Annotated in this window: 20 protein-coding genes; 7 read left to right on the top strand and 13 right to left on the bottom strand. The window is 25.7% G+C overall.

Annotated features, from left to right (window positions below; genetic code table 4):
- The first annotated feature begins 137 nt into the window (after positions 1–137).
- The 5 genes from dnaA (at position 138) to ACJA25_RS00025 (ending at position 4,556) form a co-directional block, all read left to right on the top strand.
- Entirely contained in the window at positions 138–1,562 is a 1,425-nt protein-coding gene (gene dnaA / locus ACJA25_RS00005; protein WP_406615484.1) for a chromosomal replication initiator protein DnaA, read from the top strand.
- A gap of 129 nt (positions 1,563–1,691) precedes the next feature.
- The gene (locus tag ACJA25_RS00010; RefSeq protein ID WP_406615486.1) at positions 1,692–2,798 is read left to right on the top strand and encodes a DNA polymerase III subunit beta; all 1,107 of its coding nucleotides are present in this window, start codon (positions 1,692–1,694) and stop codon (positions 2,796–2,798) included.
- Positions 2,799–2,800: 2 nt separating this feature from the next.
- The gene (locus ACJA25_RS00015; protein WP_406615488.1) at positions 2,801–3,025 is read left to right on the top strand and encodes an RNA-binding S4 domain-containing protein; all 225 of its coding nucleotides are present in this window, start codon (positions 2,801–2,803) and stop codon (positions 3,023–3,025) included.
- Positions 3,009–3,338 (top strand): hypothetical protein, encoded by a 330-nt coding sequence (locus ACJA25_RS00020; protein ID WP_406615490.1) that lies wholly within the window; start codon positions 3,009–3,011, stop codon positions 3,336–3,338. The genes ACJA25_RS00015 and ACJA25_RS00020 overlap by 17 nt, the downstream gene beginning before the upstream one ends.
- A gap of 306 nt (positions 3,339–3,644) precedes the next feature.
- Entirely contained in the window at positions 3,645–4,556 is a 912-nt protein-coding gene (locus ACJA25_RS00025) for a hypothetical protein (RefSeq protein ID WP_406615493.1), read from the top strand.
- Between the two features lie 80 nt (positions 4,557–4,636).
- On the opposite strand, the gene ACJA25_RS00030 is transcribed toward ACJA25_RS00025, so the two are convergent.
- Positions 4,637–5,053 carry a hypothetical protein gene (locus ACJA25_RS00030; protein WP_406615495.1) on the bottom strand — a complete coding sequence of 139 codons (417 nt, stop codon included), beginning with the start codon at positions 5,051–5,053 and terminating at the stop codon, positions 4,637–4,639.
- 147 nt (positions 5,054–5,200) lie between these two features.
- Here ACJA25_RS00030 and ACJA25_RS00035 point away from each other — a divergent pair, with 147 nt between their 5' ends.
- Both ACJA25_RS00035 and ACJA25_RS00040 read left to right on the top strand, forming a co-directional pair.
- Positions 5,201–7,576 carry a phosphoketolase family protein gene (locus ACJA25_RS00035; RefSeq protein WP_406615497.1) on the top strand — a complete coding sequence of 792 codons (2,376 nt, stop codon included), beginning with the start codon at positions 5,201–5,203 and terminating at the stop codon, positions 7,574–7,576.
- Positions 7,577–7,662: 86 nt separating this feature from the next.
- A complete protein-coding gene (locus ACJA25_RS00040; RefSeq protein ID WP_406615499.1) occupies positions 7,663–8,058 on the top strand; it encodes a hypothetical protein in 396 nt (131 codons plus the stop codon).
- A 72-nt stretch (positions 8,059–8,130) separates the two neighbouring features.
- Here ACJA25_RS00040 and ACJA25_RS00045 read toward each other — a convergent pair whose 3' ends face one another.
- The 12 genes from ACJA25_RS00045 to ACJA25_RS00100 all read right to left on the bottom strand — a co-directional run bounded on the left by ACJA25_RS00045 (position 8,131) and on the right by ACJA25_RS00100 (position 18,384).
- Complete coding sequence (locus tag ACJA25_RS00045) at positions 8,131–9,420, bottom strand: amidohydrolase (RefSeq protein ID WP_406615501.1); 1,290 nt, start codon at positions 9,418–9,420, stop codon at positions 8,131–8,133.
- Between the two features lie 220 nt (positions 9,421–9,640).
- Positions 9,641–10,651, bottom strand: a complete 1,011-nt coding sequence (locus ACJA25_RS00050) for a hypothetical protein (RefSeq protein ID WP_406615503.1) — start codon at positions 10,649–10,651, stop codon at positions 9,641–9,643.
- 12 nt (positions 10,652–10,663) lie between these two features.
- Positions 10,664–11,833, bottom strand: coding sequence for a methionine adenosyltransferase (gene metK / locus ACJA25_RS00055; RefSeq protein ID WP_406615505.1), 1,170 nt, complete (start codon positions 11,831–11,833; stop codon positions 10,664–10,666).
- 687 nt (positions 11,834–12,520) lie between these two features.
- Positions 12,521–13,393 (bottom strand): GTPase Era, encoded by an 873-nt coding sequence (gene era, locus ACJA25_RS00060; RefSeq protein WP_406615507.1) that lies wholly within the window; start codon positions 13,391–13,393, stop codon positions 12,521–12,523.
- On the bottom strand, positions 13,393–13,785 hold the full coding sequence (gene cdd, locus ACJA25_RS00065) for a cytidine deaminase (protein ID WP_406615509.1): 393 nt from the start codon (positions 13,783–13,785) through the stop codon (positions 13,393–13,395). The genes era and cdd overlap by 1 nt, the downstream gene beginning before the upstream one ends.
- A gap of 1 nt (position 13,786) precedes the next feature.
- Positions 13,787–13,972, bottom strand: coding sequence for a hypothetical protein (locus tag ACJA25_RS00070; RefSeq protein ID WP_406615511.1), 186 nt, complete (start codon positions 13,970–13,972; stop codon positions 13,787–13,789).
- A 381-nt stretch (positions 13,973–14,353) separates the two neighbouring features.
- Complete coding sequence (ybeY, locus tag ACJA25_RS00075; RefSeq protein ID WP_406615513.1) at positions 14,354–14,821, bottom strand: rRNA maturation RNase YbeY; 468 nt, start codon at positions 14,819–14,821, stop codon at positions 14,354–14,356.
- A 7-nt stretch (positions 14,822–14,828) separates the two neighbouring features.
- Positions 14,829–15,257, bottom strand: a complete 429-nt coding sequence (locus tag ACJA25_RS00080) for an MscL family protein (RefSeq protein ID WP_406615515.1) — start codon at positions 15,255–15,257, stop codon at positions 14,829–14,831.
- Between the two features lie 63 nt (positions 15,258–15,320).
- Positions 15,321–16,169 (bottom strand): methionyl-tRNA formyltransferase, encoded by an 849-nt coding sequence (gene fmt, locus ACJA25_RS00085; protein ID WP_406615517.1) that lies wholly within the window; start codon positions 16,167–16,169, stop codon positions 15,321–15,323.
- A gap of 15 nt (positions 16,170–16,184) precedes the next feature.
- A complete protein-coding gene (locus ACJA25_RS00090) occupies positions 16,185–16,469 on the bottom strand; it encodes a hypothetical protein (protein WP_406615519.1) in 285 nt (94 codons plus the stop codon).
- An 11-nt stretch (positions 16,470–16,480) separates the two neighbouring features.
- Positions 16,481–17,734, bottom strand: coding sequence for an HNH endonuclease (locus ACJA25_RS00095; protein WP_406615521.1), 1,254 nt, complete (start codon positions 17,732–17,734; stop codon positions 16,481–16,483).
- Complete coding sequence (locus ACJA25_RS00100; protein ID WP_406615523.1) at positions 17,734–18,384, bottom strand: sugar-phosphate nucleotidyltransferase; 651 nt, start codon at positions 18,382–18,384, stop codon at positions 17,734–17,736. The genes ACJA25_RS00095 and ACJA25_RS00100 overlap by 1 nt, the downstream gene beginning before the upstream one ends.
- Between the last annotated feature and the right edge of the window lie 16 nt (positions 18,385–18,400).

Genomic DNA, 18,400 nt, shown 5'->3' on the forward strand with positions numbered 1-18,400 from the left:
AAAAATTGTTATTTTAGCATTATTCCCCTATAAATAAGCATAATTCGTTGTTAATAATATTGTTAATATATTGTTAATAAACATTATTAATTAACAAAAGAAACATTTTTTTATTTTTTAAATATATTATTTAAATTATGAACAAATATCAAGATGAAAAAACAATTAAAAAAATAGAGTTTAAAGCAGCGACATCAACTTTTTTAGATTCTATTTCTATGGACATTAATGACCCTATGAGTTTTAAGACATTTTTTGAAAATTTGTCTATTCATAAAATCGGTGCTAACAATATTGTATATATCACATCAGAAAAATTAACTGATATTATGATTAACTTTATAAATCAACAATATAAAGAAGTTATTCTAAAAGCTTTAAAAGATACTTTTGAGCAAGCATACGACTATAAATTAATAAAAAATATTGATGAAATTGAGGAAAAAACTCCTTCAATTAAAACTTTAGTTAAACAAAATGCTTCTTTAAAAAAACAAGAAAGTTCATCTTTAAATAAAGATTTTACTTTTGAAAACTATGTTGAATCTAAATTTAATGAATCAGTTATTAAGTTAGGAAAGTATATTATTGAAAACGTTGATCAACAAAATGAATATAACCTTATATTTATATATAGTAAATCAGGATTAGGAAAAACTCACTTTCTTTATGCAATGGGGAATGAACTAAATAAAAAAGGCTTAGTAGTTAAATACATAAATCCAGATATTTTTTCAAGAGATATTTCCTCACTTCTAAAAGAGAACAATCAAGCAAAAATTAAAGCAATTCACGAAGTTTTTCATCGGGCTGATGTTGTTATGTTTGACGATTTTCAAAATTATGGAATCGGGAATAAAAAAGCTACTGTTCAAACTATTTTTAATATTTTAGACTACAGAATAACCAATAATTTATTAACTTTAATTTGTGCAGATAAACCTACTAATACTCTTTCTAACAGTTTTGATGCTAGAATTTCAACCAGATTATCTCAAGGGTTACAACTTGAAATAAAAATGCCTGATAATAATGATTGAAATAAAATTTTAGATTTTATTTTAGATAATAATGATATTGACCCAAATAATTGAGAAAATGAAGCTAAATCTTTTTTAACCAGAAATTACACTTCTTCTATTAGAGCATTACTTGGTGCTGTAAAAAGAGTTAAATTTTATGGTGAATTTATTAAACAAACCAACACAAAATATACTTTAGCAGTTATGAATTCAATCTTTAAGGATATTCAACAAAATAAAGAAAACATAACTCCAGAATCAATTATCGAACATGTTTGCAAGTATTACAAGATAAACAAAAAAGAGGTTTTAGGCAAGGGTCGAAATAAAAATGTTGTTCTTGCTAGACATATTGCTATCTTTATTATAAGAACACAGTTAGAAATTTCTTTAGAACAAATTGGAAAAATATTTGGCAATAGAGACCACTCAACTATAATCAACGCAATAAAGAAAATAGAAAAAGAAATAGACGAACCTGATAAATCAATTTCGAAAGCTATTTCACTACTTAATAATGATATTTATAAAGTTAAGTAATAGTTTTCCACAAACTAAAAAAATGAAAAAAGCGCTTTATGTTTTAAAATAACCATTATTTTTTACTTTTTGAGCCTTATTAACAAAATAACAAAATATATTATTTATATAAGAAAAAATGGAGCCAAAATGAACTTTGAAATTCAAAAAAATATTTTAGATAAAGCAATAGAAATAGTTTCTAGATACTCTGATACTGCTAATGCTTTTTATTCATTAAGATGTATTTTAATTAAAGTTACAAATGAAGTAATTTATTTAGTTGCTTCAAATGGAAGTCAAAGTATTGAAAAACAACTTATTGTTGATAACGATAAAATTAAAGTTTTTGAAGAAGGAAAATTTTTAATAAACACACAATACTTTAAAAATAGTATTAAAAAATTTAATCAAAACATAATTATAAAATTTGACAATGACAAAAACCTAATCTTAAAAGAAAAATTCACATCTTACTCTTTAACTACAGTTGATCCCGAAACCTTTATTCCTATTGAATTTGAATTACCTGAAAAATTCATTACAGTTAATAGTGAACAATTTAGAAAAGGTCAAAAAGATGTTGAAAAAGTTGTAGCAATAGATTCGGAATTAATTTACAAATGTATCAATGTTAAATTTAAAGACAACTTAATGATTTTCGGAGCAACTGATACTTATAGATTAGCTTATGAAAAATTTAAAGTAAAAAATGAAAATAAATATGAATATGAATTTTCACTTGAAAGTAATTACTTTAAAGACTTATTACCAGTTGATGTTCCAAATGAATTTAAACTTTACTTTGACCAATTAAAAATTTGTGTTGTTTATGAACAAACTAAAATTTTTTCAAGAATTGTGGATATGGAATTTTTTGATTTAGCAAAATTAATTCCTAGTGAGTTCAAATATCAAATAAAAATAAATAAAAATGAATTATTAAACTTAATTGATAAAGTTTCTGTTGTAACAAGCGAAAAGCAAAATAAAATCGAAATGAAGATTGAAAAGAATGAACTTACTTTAAAAACATTTGTCAAAGAAATTGGTACATCAATAGCTAAAACAACTAATTTTAATAATTTAACTAAACTTGAATTGGAATTAGATCTTAATATTACTTTCTTAAAAGATGCTATTAGTGTTTTTAATGATGAAATAACTTTAAACATTGATGATAAGGTTTCTAGAATTTTAATTGTTTCAGAAAAAGATCCTGAATTAAAACAAATTATTACTCCAAAAAGAAGATAAAAATGAACATACAAATAAAAGGTGAATTTATTAAAGTTGGCCAATTTCTAAAGAAAATAGGTTTTATTGATAGTTGTGGTGCTGCTAAAAGCGTTTTAAAAACTACAAAAATATTAATCAATAATAAATTGGCGATTGGAAGAAGTTCAAAAATAAAACCAGGTGATACAGTTTGAATCAACGATAAGGTTTATTTTGTAGAGGCAATGAATGAAAAAGAAAATTAATAAACTATTGTTAACAAGTCTTTTAGTTCCTATGTCTTTAAGCTTGTTTTCTACTTCCTTTGCTTGTACTAACTTACAACAAAAGTTGGATAAAGAAATAGAAAAAATAGAAATAACTTTGAAAAAAGTTGACAAAACAATTAACCAAATTAGCGTTAATGATTTACAAATAGAAAACAAAAATGAAAAATATAAATTCTTTATTTATTTGACAAAAGATGAAAATAAGAAAATTCTTTTTGTTAGATATTGATATAAATCAACAAACGTTGAGTCTAAAAAAATTAATAAAGAAATCAAAGTTCTTAAATAAAAAACTCGTGGAAATAAACACGAGTTTTTAAATTCTAAAATGAAATTGATTTTCTGAACTATTCATCTTTTTTCCTGTTTCACGTCATTCTTTAATTTGTTTTTTAAGTCTTTTATCGGAAGGGAATTCATATAAAAACTAGAAACTATTTCATTTTTTTTCTCAAAAAATTTATAATTTTAAGACAAAGGAAAAACTTTGTAAAATGAATGTGAACAGTTAGAATAGACTTATAAAAAGAATCAGAAGCAGTTTCTCCAAGAAAATATTTTGCTTTCAAAAATGAAATGATATCAGGAAAAGAATATGGAAAAACACCTAGAAAATAATTTTTATACACCATTTACTTTTATTTTTAAAATAGCAACTATTTATAAAGAAAATAAACAAAAAATAAATAGTAAATCTTTATCTTTAAGTATTTTGTTTTTTATACTAAACTATACTTTATTAATTCCTTTATTAGTTACAATACCATTAATAGGATATTATGAATATCGTTATGTAGGTGAACAATTTTGAAAATTCATTAATAAGATGATAATTTTAAATATCGTTTTTGTTTTTTTATTTTTTATATTTTATACATTGAATACTTTTATTTTTAATAATTTAATCGATAAAACAATTTCAAATAGTAAATTAAAAATAATCAATAGATTTAAAAATACTTTTAAACAATTATTTTGATTAGATAGTATTTTTGCGTTTTTATACTTTTTAATCCCAATTTCTTACTTAGTAGGTAACATTGGAAATGATAGAACTAACACCAATGTTAGTTTCGAAATTTTGTTGGCTGTTTTTTTGCCAATATTAATTATGTGGTTATTGAAATTCTTGTTATTTGACTTACACCTTAATATTAAAACTTTTAAATATGAACTTGAAGAAAATGAATTTATTACAAAACATAATTTATTTGCTATTGTAATTATGACAATTCAATTATTATGATTTGTAATGATTATTTGATTTATAGGTGGTTTTATTTTTTACAATAATATGTTTGATGAAGCATTTCTTTCCGGTATATTAAAAATGCATCCTATAAGCATTTGAGCAATTTATTGAGGAATTTCAATTCCAATATCAATATTATTGTTTTGTTTAATAAAAGTTTTAGCTAAATACTTTATTTTAAAAAAAGAAACAATATCTAAAAAGTATAAAGTTTTTTTAACTTTAATTCCTTGTTGAATTAGAATAACAAAATAATTAATAAAGAAATTAAGGTTCTAAAATAAAAACCCGTGTTAAATTTCTACGGGTTTTTAAATTTGTTTTTTTATACTTTATTATTTAGAATGTCCAATTGCATAAACTAAGATAGCAAAGAAATAAGGTAACATTGTTGTTCAACCTAAACATAGAACAGCAATAGAAAAAGCTTTCATATTTATGTTGCCACCGCCTGAAATACTTACCATTGAATAAATAAATAATAAGATTATTCCTAGAAATGCTATTGTCATCAAAATCAAAATAACTTTTGCTCAAACGCTACTTAATTTAGCTCTTGTATAAATTGGATTAAAGAAAAAACCAATGTAAATTTGAATCATTAAAGCAAAAGAAAGTGGTCCTATTGCTATTCCATAATCTCTAGTGTTTTTCCCCATTACAACAAAAATAAAACCTATTAATGCTAATGTAAATAATATTCCACTGTAAATTACAGATTGAGCAATATATGCTTTTTGTGTTTTGTTCATACTCCTCCGTATTTAAAATAATATATATATTATAGAATTAATATAATATATAATTATTAAGCATTTTTTAAGTATCGTTTTTCTTAGAAAAAAGGTGCTTTTTTAATCACTTTTAAAACAAAAACTTAAGTTTATTAAGGAGAAAAAATGAAAAAAAATAACATTTTCGATACTAAAGAATATTTAGAAAAAGTTGATGCTTGATTTAGAGCAGCAAACTATTTATCTGTTGCTCAAATTTATTTGAGAAATAATCCACTTCTAGAAAAACCTTTAGAAAAAGACGATGTAAAAATCTACCCTATTGGTCACTGAGGAACAATTCCTGGCCAAAATTTTATTTATGCACATTTAAATAGAGTTATCAACAAATATGATTTAAATATGTTTTATATTGAAGGTCCAGGACATGGTGGTCAAGTTATGATTTCTAACTCATATCTTGATGGAAGCTATACTGAATTATTCCCTCATGTAACTAAAGATAAAAAAGGTTTAGCTTACATGTTTAAGAACTTTTCATTCCCTGGTGGAACAGCTTCACATGCTGCACCAGAAACTCCTGGTTCAATACATGAAGGCGGTGAATTAGGTTATTCTCTTTCACATGCTACCGGAATGATTTTAGATAATCCTGAAGTTATAGCAGCAACAGTAATAGGAGACGGAGAGGCAGAAACAGGTCCATTAGCTGCTGGATGATTTTCAAATTCATTTATTAATCCAGTAAATGATGGTGCTGTATTGCCTATATTACATTTAAATGGAGGGAAGATTTCTAACCCAACTATTCTTTCTAGAAAAACTAATGAAGAATTAACAATGTATTTCGAAGGAACAGGATGACATCCTTTATTTGTTGAAGGTTCAGAACCTGAAAAAATGCATAAATTAATGTCTGAAAAATTAGATGAAGCAATTGAAACAATTAAGAAAATTCAAGCAGATGCAAGAAAAAAAGATGCTAACAAAGCAACCAGACCAGTATGACCAATGCTTGTTGTAAGAACACCAAAAGGTTGAACCGGACCAAAAGAATGAAACAAAGAAACAGTTGAAGGAAGTTTTAGAGCACACCAAGTTCCTATTCCTGTAAGTGCAGAAAAAATGGAACATATTGCTGAATTAGAAAAATGATTACGTTCATATAAACCAGAAGAATTGTTTGAAAAAGATGGTTCATTCAAAAAAGTTTATGCAGAAATCGCACCTAAAGGCAATTCAAGAATGGGTATGAACCCAGTAGCAAATGGTGGACTAAATCCTAAAAAATTAGATTTAGGTGATTGAACTAAATTTGCTTTATCATTCGATAAACCAGGTCAATTCATCGCACAAGATATGGTTGAATTAGGAACCTATTTTGCTGATTTAGTAAAAAGAAACCCAACTAACTTTAGAATTTTTGGACCAGATGAAACTAAATCAAACCGTTTATACAATTTATTTAAAGTTACTAATCGTCAATGATTAGAAAGAACTGATGCTAAATTAGATGAATTTATGGCACCTGCTGGAAGAATTATTGATTCACAACTTTCAGAACACCAAGCAGAAGGTTTTCTTGAAGGTTATGTACTAACAGGTAGACACGGTGTTTTTGCTTCATACGAATCATTTTTAAGAGTTGTTGATTCAATGATTACTCAACATATGAAATGAGTTAAAAAAGCAAGAGACATTGAATGAAGAAAAGATTATCCTTCATTAAACTTAATTGCTACTTCAAATGCTTTCCAACAAGACCACAATGGATATACACACCAAGATCCAGGTTTAATTGGACACTTAGCAGATAAAAGACCAGAATTGGTAAGAACATATTTACCAGCTGATACTAATACCTTGTTAGCGACAATGGACAAATCATTACAAGAAAGAGATGTAATTAACTTAATCATTGCTTCTAAACAACCAAGACACCAATTCTTTTCAGTTAAAGAAGCACAAGAATTAGTACAAAAAGGTTACAAGGTAATCGACTGAGCTTCTACTTGCAAAGAAAATGAAGAACCAGATTTGGTTATGGTAGCTTCAGGAACAGAATCAACCATTGAATCATTAGCAGCCATTTCTTTATTAAATAAAGCATTTCCAAAACTAAAAATTAGATTTGTAAATGTTCTTGATTTATTTAAATTAAGACACCCAAGCGTTGATCCTAGAGGAATTTCAAACGTAGAATTTGATAAAGTATTTACAAAAGACAAACCTGTTGTATTTGCTTTCCATGGTTATGAAGCAGTTCTAAGAGATATTTTCTTCTTAAGAAATAACCACAATTTAATTACTCATGGATACCGTGAAAATGGAGATATAACCACTTCATTCGATATTCGTTTATTAAGCGAAATGGACAGATTCCATATTTCAATCGATGCTGCTAAAACATTAGCGAAAGAAAATACTCAAGAATTTGTTAAACAAATGGAAGAAAAAATTGCTTACCATAAAAAATACATTAGAGAATTTGGTACAGATATTCCAGAAGTTAAAGAATGAAAATGAGAAGGTTTTAAATAGTTCGAACAAATATAGAAACATGTTTTCTATATTTTTTATTTTTTAAAGCAACAAAAAAAGCAAGCAATATTTCATATAATTTTAGTATGCAAAAAACAAATAAGGTTTTAATAATTTTAATTGCTATTAGTTTAACTTTAGGTGTTATATTTTTAACATTACCATTTGTTTTTAAAATGTTAGAATCGATAGCAATTGTTCTTTTAACTATTGTTACAATTGGTTTGATTTGAACAACTGAAGAGGGACAAGATTTTATGCAAAATCAAATCTCTGATAATTGAAAAATAATGTCTTATATTTCTTGAGTTTTATTAACAATTACCATTGCCTTATCGATTACACTCATAATTTTAAAAATCAAAAAATGAAAAGAACAACCAAACACCAACGGATTTATTTTTTCATGTGTAGCAACAGCAAGCGCAATATTTTTATTGATTATTGGAGTTGTTTTCTACGTTTTCAACTACTTTATTTAATGTGATTGAGATTAACAAAAAATTCCGTATTTATCTTTAAAATAGACGAATACGGAATTTTTTATTGTTTAATTAATTCAATTTTTGTTTTAGTTTTTCAAAAATAAAATTACATTTTTTAATCAATTGCCTAATGTTTAAAGACTTAAATTTTTTGTTTTCATAAACAATGTTACCATCAATAATTGTAGTAATTACATCCTTACCAGAAGTTGAATAAACTAATGATGCAGGAATGTCAATATTAGGACAATGGTTGATATTGTTAATATCTACAATGATTAAGTCTGCTAAATAATTTGTTTGAATTTTACCTAGTTCATGTTCCTGTTCTAATGCTTTTGCTCCATTATTCAAAACCATTTGAATAGTAGTTTTAGCATTCAAATTTTTTGGTTGCAAAGTAGAACCTTTTGCTAATAAAGAAGCAAATTTCATTTCTTCAAACATATCTAAAGAATTGTTAGAAGCTACCCCATCAGTTCCAAGTGTTAGGTTTAAACCTAAATCAATATTTTGTTGAGCATTCATAATTCCGCTTGCTAATTTTAAATTTGAAACTGGATTATGAACCAAGATAACATCTTTTTGCTTAGCAATTTCTTTTTCTTTATCTGAAAGTCAAACACAATGACCACCAATTAAATGTTGGTCTGTTAAACCTAAAGAATGAACATATTCTAAAGGTGACATTTGATTTTCTTTAATTGAGTTATTAACTTCTGTTTGTGATTCATTAAGATGCATGTTGATACCAACATTTAATTCTTTTGCTAGATTTAATGCTCTTGTTAAATCTTCTTTGCTGTTAGTATAAACCGCATGAGGAGCAATCATGGTTTTGATTCTACCGTTTTCTTTATTGTGTCATTTATAATAAAAATCTTTTGCAATTTTTAAATCTTTTTCTATTGAATAATGAGTAATCCCTTGACTAATTATTCCTCTCATTTGCATTTTTTGTGCTGCTTTAGCAACTTCATCAATAAAGAAATACATATCAATAAAAGAAGTGGTTCCAGTAGAAATCATTTCTGCCATTGAAAGTAATGATGAATAATAAACATCTTGCGCTGTTAATTTTTCTTCAATAGGAAAAATAAATTTATATAATCATTCTTCTAAAGAAACATCATTACCATAGTTTCTAAATATTCCCATTCCTATGTGAGTATGACAATTGATCAAACCAGGCATAACCAAATTATTTTTTGCATCTATTACTTTGTTTATTGATAAAGTTTGTTCTTCATTACCAACATAAAGGATTTTGTTATCTTTAATATAAACATTAGCGTTATAAAGAATGTCAAAATTTTGGTTATTAGTTAATACTGTAGCATTTTTAATTAATATGTTCATTATTGCTCCTTTTAAATAAAAAACACCGTACTGGCGTTTTTGTTATTTAGCTGCTGCTTTTCTAGCTTCTCTTCTTTTAGCACGAGCTGCTTCTAAAGCTAATTTGTGTTTTCTTTTTTCTGCTCTAATTTTATTTTTTTCTCTAACAATCTTTCTCATGATTATCCTTTTATGGTGTTTTAATAAAAACTTAGTTTTTTACTGTTGGTAAAATATATTCTTATTTTAACAATTTTATAAAAATTGCTATAACATTTTTTTCAAATTCTAAATTTAATTCTTTAGTTTGGTATATTGAAATTGCTTCTTTTTTTCTTTTTTCTAAGAGATCTAGATATGTTTGTTTTTTATTATTAAAAACAACTTCATCTCATAATTGTGAATCTTTAGCATAGAATTTAACTCATTCAATAGCGTTTGAATCTTTATTATCTAGACCTTTAAAATCCTTAACGTTTTGAATAAACTTATTCATATATTTTAAGTTTAAATCATCAATTTGTTTTACTTGTTGATAAGCATTTTGAAGATTAACATTTAAATTAAGACAAGCATCAAAAAATGTTTTATATCTAATGCTATAAAGTAAAGATTTAGCTAGTGTTGTACTATCATAAACTAAATTGTCTTTTTTTAATTCTGCTTTAACAAAATCAGTATAAGTATATTCGCTTAAATCTTTAGTTGCTGATAAGAATAAAGGATCTAATGAAGATGAAAAGTTTAATGATGTAGATAAATAAGGATTTAATATTTCTGCTATATCTTGATAATGTTTAATCAAAATTTCAAATATTTCTTTTTTAGTTTCAGCATCTAATTTTTCATTATTCTTAATTTTGCTTTTAGACGAATTAATAAACAAAACAAAGTTTTGTGCAACAGGTTTCATTATGTTCTCAAAAACGAATTGCTCAACTTCTTTCGAATCTTTTTTATTGGTAATTTCCTTGGTTTTAGTTACAAGAAAATTTGAATAATAATTTAAAGTGTTAGTAAGCTGTTTTGCGTAATTTCAAGCAATTGTTTTTAATAAACTATGATTTTTTAAGTTTAAAAATGATTTTTTATCGCTATCTAAAAAGAACTTAATACTTTGATTGAATTCATTTTTTAATGAATTAATTTGACTAGTAACTTCATTATTTTTGGTGCAAGAAGCAGCAACAACTGGTAAAAAGCTACTTAATGATAAAGCGGGTAAAATAAGTAATGTTTTTTTGCTTTTCATATTTTCCCTTTCTTATTTTTTGTTAGTTTTATTAATTATATATTCTTGTATTCCTTTAACCTTATTTAATCTTTCTCAAGGCAAGTCTAGATCATCTCTACCAAAATGTCCAAAATATGCGGTTTTACTGTAAATTGGTTTTAATAAATCAAGTTCCTTAATAATGTTTTTTGGAGTTAAAGAAAAACAATTTTTGATTATATCTAGAATAAATTCATTATCGTATTTTGAACTATTAAAGGTTTCTACTGAAATAGAAACGGGTTCAGCAACCCCAATTGCATAAGAAACTTGAATTTCGATTTCATTAGCTACATTTGCTGCTACCAAATTTTTAGCAATTCATCTACAAGCATAAGCCGCTGATCTATCTACCTTGCTAGCATCCTTACCACTAAAAGCACCACCACCATGGTGAGCATAACCTCCATAGGTATCAACTATAATTTTTCTACCTGTTAGTCCAGTATCACCTAATGGCCCGCCTATTACAAATCTCCCGGTTGGGTTAATAAAAACCTTTTTAGGAAAGTTAAGTTTATATTTTTCACATACAGGTTTAAAAATATTGTTTTTAATATGCTCTTTGAATTCTAATTCGTTGTAATCATCGCTATGTTGGCATGAAAATAAAAATGTATCAATTTCGTTAGTTTCATAATTAAAAGTAACTTGTGATTTCATATCTGCTTTAGCTCATTTAAACTTATTATTAATTCTTAAATTGTTTGCTAACTTAACAATATCATGTGCTAAAGAAATTGCAATTGGCATATAGCTAGGTGTTTCTTTACAAGCATAACCAAACATAATTCCTTGGTCTCCAGCACCAATTTCTTGGTTTTCTAAAACGACACCTCTAGCAATATCAACGCTTTGTGGTTTTAAATCAGTAATAATTTGTAAATCATTATGATAATAATCTAGTTCCTTTAAAATGTTTTTTGCTATTTCAACCACATTGACATTTTTAGCATTTGAACTATATTCACCTGCTATTAATAATTTATTTCCTGTAGCTACTGTTTCAATAGCAGTTCTAGAATAAATATCTTCTTTTAAAAAAGCATCTAAAATAGCATCCGAAATTTGATCGCAAATCTTGTCAGGATGTCCTTGACCAACTGATTCGCTTGTAAATAATTTTTTATTGAACAAAAAAACCTCCTTATTGACAAACATAAGAAGGCAAGCACATTTATATTTTAATAAACATGTTAATCAAACGATTCTAACCTTCCACCATAATTTATTAATCTGGTTGGCATGCTTCTACGCAGGTAATGCTCAGCAACTCTTTATGTTTATGAAAAAAATTATAAAGTAAAAAGTGCTTACTAGCGTTAAAAAAGTAGATTTTGCAAAATTAAATTTTTTAAAATCAGCATTTTCAAAAGATATATTTTAATAAAAATATATTAATGTTAAAATGTAAAATGAGGAAAAAGAATTCCTCAAATAAATTATGGAATATAATAATAAGTCTTATGAATTCAAAATTGGCGGAACGTTTTTAATTCATAAGACAAATTAATAAATTTGTATTAAATAAATACTTTGACTAATATATAAAAAAGACATTTAAAGAAGTTTCAAAATTAATAGATATTAAAGAACTTTATATTTCTCTTTCCCGAATGACAAATAATATCATTTTCATAATCACCTTAAACTACGAGAGTAGTTCCATATAATTGTTTATTTTTCATTACAGTAAAATAATTACTATCTATAACTATTAAGTTTTATAAATAAATAAACTCATTCGAAAACTTTGATGTCTAGTAAGGGTTAAAAACATCAGTCGTAAGTAGTGGTACTTACGATTTTTATTAAAAAAATTGTCAATTTAAGCGTTGACAATTTTTTCTATTCATACCCAAATTTTTTTAGTGTTTTCTTATCATCATTTCATTTGTTAGCGATTTTAACTTTTGTAAACAAATTAACTTTTGTTCCAAATTGAGCTGACATAGACTTTCTTGCATCTGTACCAATTTTTTTTATTTTTGAACCATTGTTTCCAATTACCATACCTTTTTGAGAAGCTTTTTTAACATATATAACCCCATGAATTTCAATGTGGTCTTGGAATTCATTAAATTGTTCGATTTCAGTAGCAATTGAATGAGGCAATTCCTCATACAATTCATTAATTGCTGCTTCACGTAAAATTTCTTTTGCTATAAATCTCATTGACTTATCAGTTATAGCTTCTTGGTCATAATAAGGAACAGATTCATATGAATAAGTTTTTATAAGTTTTATTAAGCTATCAATAGATTTATTATTTTTAATTGACACTGAAGCAATTTGTTCAAAGCCAATTTTTTGTAATTCTTCTTGCTTTTGCAAAATGAGTTTCGGATCTTTAATTAAATCAATTTTGGTAATTACCGCAATTTTATTTTTTACGTTTTTAATTTTGTCAATTATTAAGTTATCACCAGCACCAATTTTTTCATTTGCTGGACTTAAAAATAAAACTAAATCGGTTTCTTGAAGTGAAGAATAAGCGTTTTTGTTTAGAATTTCGCCAAGTTCTGATTCTGGTTTGTGAATTCCAGGAGTATCAGTAAAAACTATTTGGTAATCTTCTTCATTATAAACACCTACAATTTGATCTCTTGTAGTTTGTGCAACATTAGTTACAATAGAAACATTGTATCCTAATATATTGTTTAACAGTGAAGATTTACCTGTATTTGGTCTTCCTAATATTGAAACAAAGCAAATCTTCATTATTTGATTTGCTCACTTCTAATTGCGAAAGGAATCAATTCAGCAATAGTATTAACTCTAACTTGTTTTCCATCGCCTGAATATTGATATACCTTTGCATCATCTTGCATAAATTCTGTCATAACTTGACGACAACCTGCGCAAGGAGAAATAATCCCTTGTCCAGAAGAAATGATGTGAATTTCTTTGAATGTGCCAACTTTTGCACCGTGAGCAACAGAACCAAACATTGCTGAACGTTCAGCACATAAACCAGAAGGGAATGCAGCATTTTCTACATTAACCCCAGGGTATTCTTCCCCATTTTCATCTATCGCAATAGCAGCAACTCTAAAATGAGATCAAGGCGCGTATGAGTATTGTAATAAGTCTTTTAATTTTTTAAATTCCATTTTATATCTCCTTAGTTGTATTTTTTATTCAAACATTAAAAGAAGCAGTTCCTAAACCACACTTATCAGGATATTTTTTTCCTTTGTATGTAAAAGAATTTTTAGGTAGCCAATTAGATTCAAAAATTAATTTCAAATTAGGATTGATTTGTTTTTGAACATTTCATCTTTGAAATTGTAAAGGCAAAACAAAAGCAATTATATTTGAAAACAAACTTGAATGATTAATAAATTTGATAGCTAATGAAGATTTATAACCAAAAGGCGGATTGCCAATTGTAACTAAGTTAGTATCAGGTTTTAAATCAATATTAAGAAAGTCTGCTTTTTGAATCTTTTCGTTTCTAGGTTCAATATCAAAACTTGTGATTTTGCTTTTTGGTCATTTATTTTCAATACCTTTAACAAATTGACCGTTACCAGCAGAAGGTTCTAAAAATTCAACTTTATCAAAATCTAAGCAGTCTTTTAATGTTTTGTCAAAATATTCAAGGCAAATTTTAACTGTGTCATCACAAGTGTAAAATTGGTCAAAATAAACTGAAGATGATTTATTAAGTTTGCTATTTTAATTTCCATATTCATCCTCCCGAGTAATATTTAAAGGAGCAATTATTTGATCCACCATATTATTCATTTGGATTCTTTCTTCTTCTAATTCATGGTCATATCCCATCAAGTGAACTAATCCATGAGCAAAAAGGTAGCAATATTCTCTTTTTAAAGAATGATTAAATTCTTGGGCTTGTGCAATAATTTTTTCAGGACAAATAACCAATTCACCAATAGCGACAAAAGGCATATCATTGTAAATATCTTCATGTCCAAAGTCAAAAGACAATATGTCGGTTACATAATCTTTATTTCTATATGTTTTATTTAACGTTTGGATTTCATAAGTGTCAACAAAAGTAATGTCAACCAAAATTAGTTTGTCTAAATTAAAAAAACTTTTAAATGATTTAAAAACATTTAAAAAGTCTTTCTTAAAATTAAACTTAAATTTGGTTTTGTTAAAAAAGTTTAATTCTTCCATTTTGTACCTATTCTGTTTGCTCGTTAGCTTTGGTTTGTAAATTTTGATTTATCTTTTGTAGTTCTAATAGTATTTTTTCTTCAGTGGTTGGTTCTTTTTCTTTTTCAATTAATAATTCAGGATGTCTTTTAGTTTTTCATTTTCAAATTAAATTTTTGATTATAAAGAAAATAAATAAACTTAAAAAGATAATTAGTGAAACAATCAAGAATGAAATCAATGCTCCGATGAATTTACCTATTAATATTCCATTGATTGATAAACTTTCAACTGAACTTGCATTTCATATTTTAGCGATTGCCGCCATAATTACATCGTTTGCCAATGAAGAAATTACAGAGTTAAATGATGCTCCTAGCAATAAACCAATTGCTAGCATAAACATATTTCCTCTTTTAACTATTTTTCAAGAATCTTGCATACTTTTTTTAATCATAATGTAAATATTATATATTTAACTATGTAATAAAAATTAGATAATCTAACCAGGATTATCTAACTAATACTTCTTAATTCTCTTTTTACTTTCAAATTGATAGTCTAATAAATATATTTCTTTATCTTTGCATTTTAAACAAATAGTATTTTTAACAAATTTAGTTGTAGCTAAATAAACTTTTAATCTTTTACCATCTACAAAAGTATATGCGCCAGGGTTGGCTTCAAAAGCTTTAATGATTTGAATAATTTCTTGAGCATTTTTATTTTCCAAATCCAATAAAGCATCCTCTTTTAAAAGTTTTTTGCAAAAAGAAACTTGATCTTCATTTTGTTCAATTTCTACAATTTGTTTGTTGTCGATTTGCTTAATTCAATTATTTATATTAGCAACAATATGGTCATCGAACTTTTTAAATAAGGTGCTAGCGGTTTCGTTTTCATCTATGTCAATTCTACTTTGAACTAAGATATTTCCAGCATCCATTGCTTTAACCATTCTAATGATTGAAACCCCTGTATATTCATCGCCATTTAGCAAAGCGTATTGAATAGGCGAAGCGCCACGATATTTAGGTAATAGTGATCCATGAATATTAATGTTATCTTTTTTAGCAATATTCAAAACGGATTCAGGAATGATTTGACCAAATGCACAAGTGATTAAATAGTCATAATTTAATTGGGTTAATTCATCATAAATTTCTTTAATTTTAGTTGGCTGAAAGCATTTTATATTGTATTTTTTGGCTAATGTTTTGGTTGGAGTTTCAACTATTTGATAATTCCTATTTGCTTGTTTGTCAGGTTGTGAAACAATTCCTACAACTTCAAAATCAGAGCAATTAATAATTGCTTCAAAAATAGGAACAGAAAATTCAGGAGTTCCTGCTAGTAAAATTTTAATCATTACAATACCAACTTTTTAATTGATAGTTGTATAACCAAAATATTTAATAGGCTCAACAACAAAAGAATTTATTTTTACATATTTTTCTTTATTATCTTTTTTAGCATAATAAGTTTTGCAAGCCATTTCGCTGCTTCATCTTTCTAAAATAACGAAAGTTGAATCACTTTTTCAACCACCATCATATGATAGGTTCATACTTTCTTTTTTAATTTCATTAATAAAGGCGTAAATTCATTTATTAAATTCATCCTTCATTTCAGGTTTAACGTTTAAAGTTTTACAGGTACAGTAAATCATTTTATTTCTCCTTAATTTTTTGTTCTAACTTTATGTCTTTTAACATTCTCTATAAATTCTTCTGTTATAAAATTTCTATTTAATTCATTCATATTAATTCGAAAATTAATAAATTCAAAAGTTTCAATATCTAAGTTTTCTGAAGCAACCATCTTTTTTGAGTTAGGATCAAAATAAATATATCCTTTTTCGAATTCTTTATCATGATTAGGACAAAGCATAAAACCATTATCTCCTGAAATAATGTATTCTTGTGCCTTTTCCAAAGAAATGTTGCGGTTTTTATAATCAGAAATTATGTCAGCAACCCTATAAATATGTGATGCTATTAAATTACTAGTTATCATATAATTACAACAAAAACACTTGCTAGGATTTAAAGTATCATATTTTTTTAAAATGTTTTTAATAAAATAAGGTTGATTTCTCCTTAAATCATTTTCAATATCTTTTTCAGTTATTTTTGTATTTAAACCAATAAAATCATTTTTATTGTATTTAATAGTATCTATATATTCAAAATTATATTCTTCATTTATAGTCTTAATAAAGTTTTCAGAAAGTGTTTTTTTACCAATATTAAAAAATCAATAATTTTTTATATTATCAACATCTCTAAATTTATTAATCATTCTCATTGAATTTAAAGCATCTATTCCAGAAGCACCATCCATATTAGCGTAAATAGCAATTGTGTTTAAAAAATCAAATTTTTTAATAAAAGTTGATTGATTAAAAGAATTTTTAGATTTTAAAAAATTCTTCATATTTATATATTCATCAATACTTTTAAAATCAAAAATATTATTATCAATATTGATTGATTTGTTTATTATTACCCCTAGTGTTGATAAAGTTCTAATATCTTTAATTATAGTATTAGGAAAACTAGGAACTTTTGTTCCTAAATCAAGAGGATTTAAAGATAAGCAAATGTAGGAATTATTTTCTATAGCTATTTTTTGAATAGGATTAAAATTTTGACTAACAAAAGTGTTTCTGCTTTTTGGTTTTCCATTTGAATTTAATAATTGTGAAAAATAAACAAATAAATTTTTTTCAGAAATAAAAATTCCTTGATATGCTCTTTTATCTTTTATTCATTTAATATTCGAAAAACTAATAGTTTCCCTTAAAATCCCATCATTTATTAATAGCGCATATATTTTTTCAAATAACACAGATTCTAGTAAAGAGATTAAATCTCTTTTTTTGATGGAATTTAAAGCATTTTTAATGAAGCTTTCTGATACTAATATTTCCATTAACAATATTCCTTGTCATCTTTTTTATAGTTAACACCATCTCAAACTTGTATATCTTTTTTAAACATATTATTACATACTCACATAGATGCAAAAGAAGGTCTTTGTAAATTCATAACATCATAATTCAAATGATCTTTTGTAAAACACATTCTTCTCTTTAAATGAATATACTGTGGTCTTTCAAATTTTTGAAGCATATCACAAAATTTTTCACTATTCAAACATTGAATTCCAAAAATTAGTGCTCAAGGCTTTTTGAATTTTAACAATCTTTCTAATAATCTATGTTTATTTCTAAAAGGAGGATTTGAAATTATTATGTCCCATTTTTCACTTGGTTCAAAATTGTAAAAATCTTGTCCATTAGCAATATGAGAACTTATTACTTTATAACCATTATTTTTAAATACGGTAACAAAATTAGAACTTGGTAAGTCAAAAGGACATCAAATTACTTTATCTTTTGATATATGAGCTTGGTTTATAAAGTGTTGAACATCTTCTTTTGTAGTATACCATTCATCATCATTAGCATAGTTAAATGCTTTGTTTATTGTGTTTTTTGATTTAGCAAGCATAGTTTTGTGATACTCATCGTAAAATTGTTTAGCTATTTTATATTCACTTTGTATTTGATTTTTGCTCATATTTGCCTTTCTTATA

It is taken from the genome of Mycoplasmopsis hyopharyngis (genome assembly GCF_045276885.1).
In the GTDB taxonomy this organism is placed as follows: Bacteria; Bacillota_I; Bacilli_A; order Mycoplasmatales; family Metamycoplasmataceae; genus Mycoplasmopsis; species Mycoplasmopsis hyopharyngis.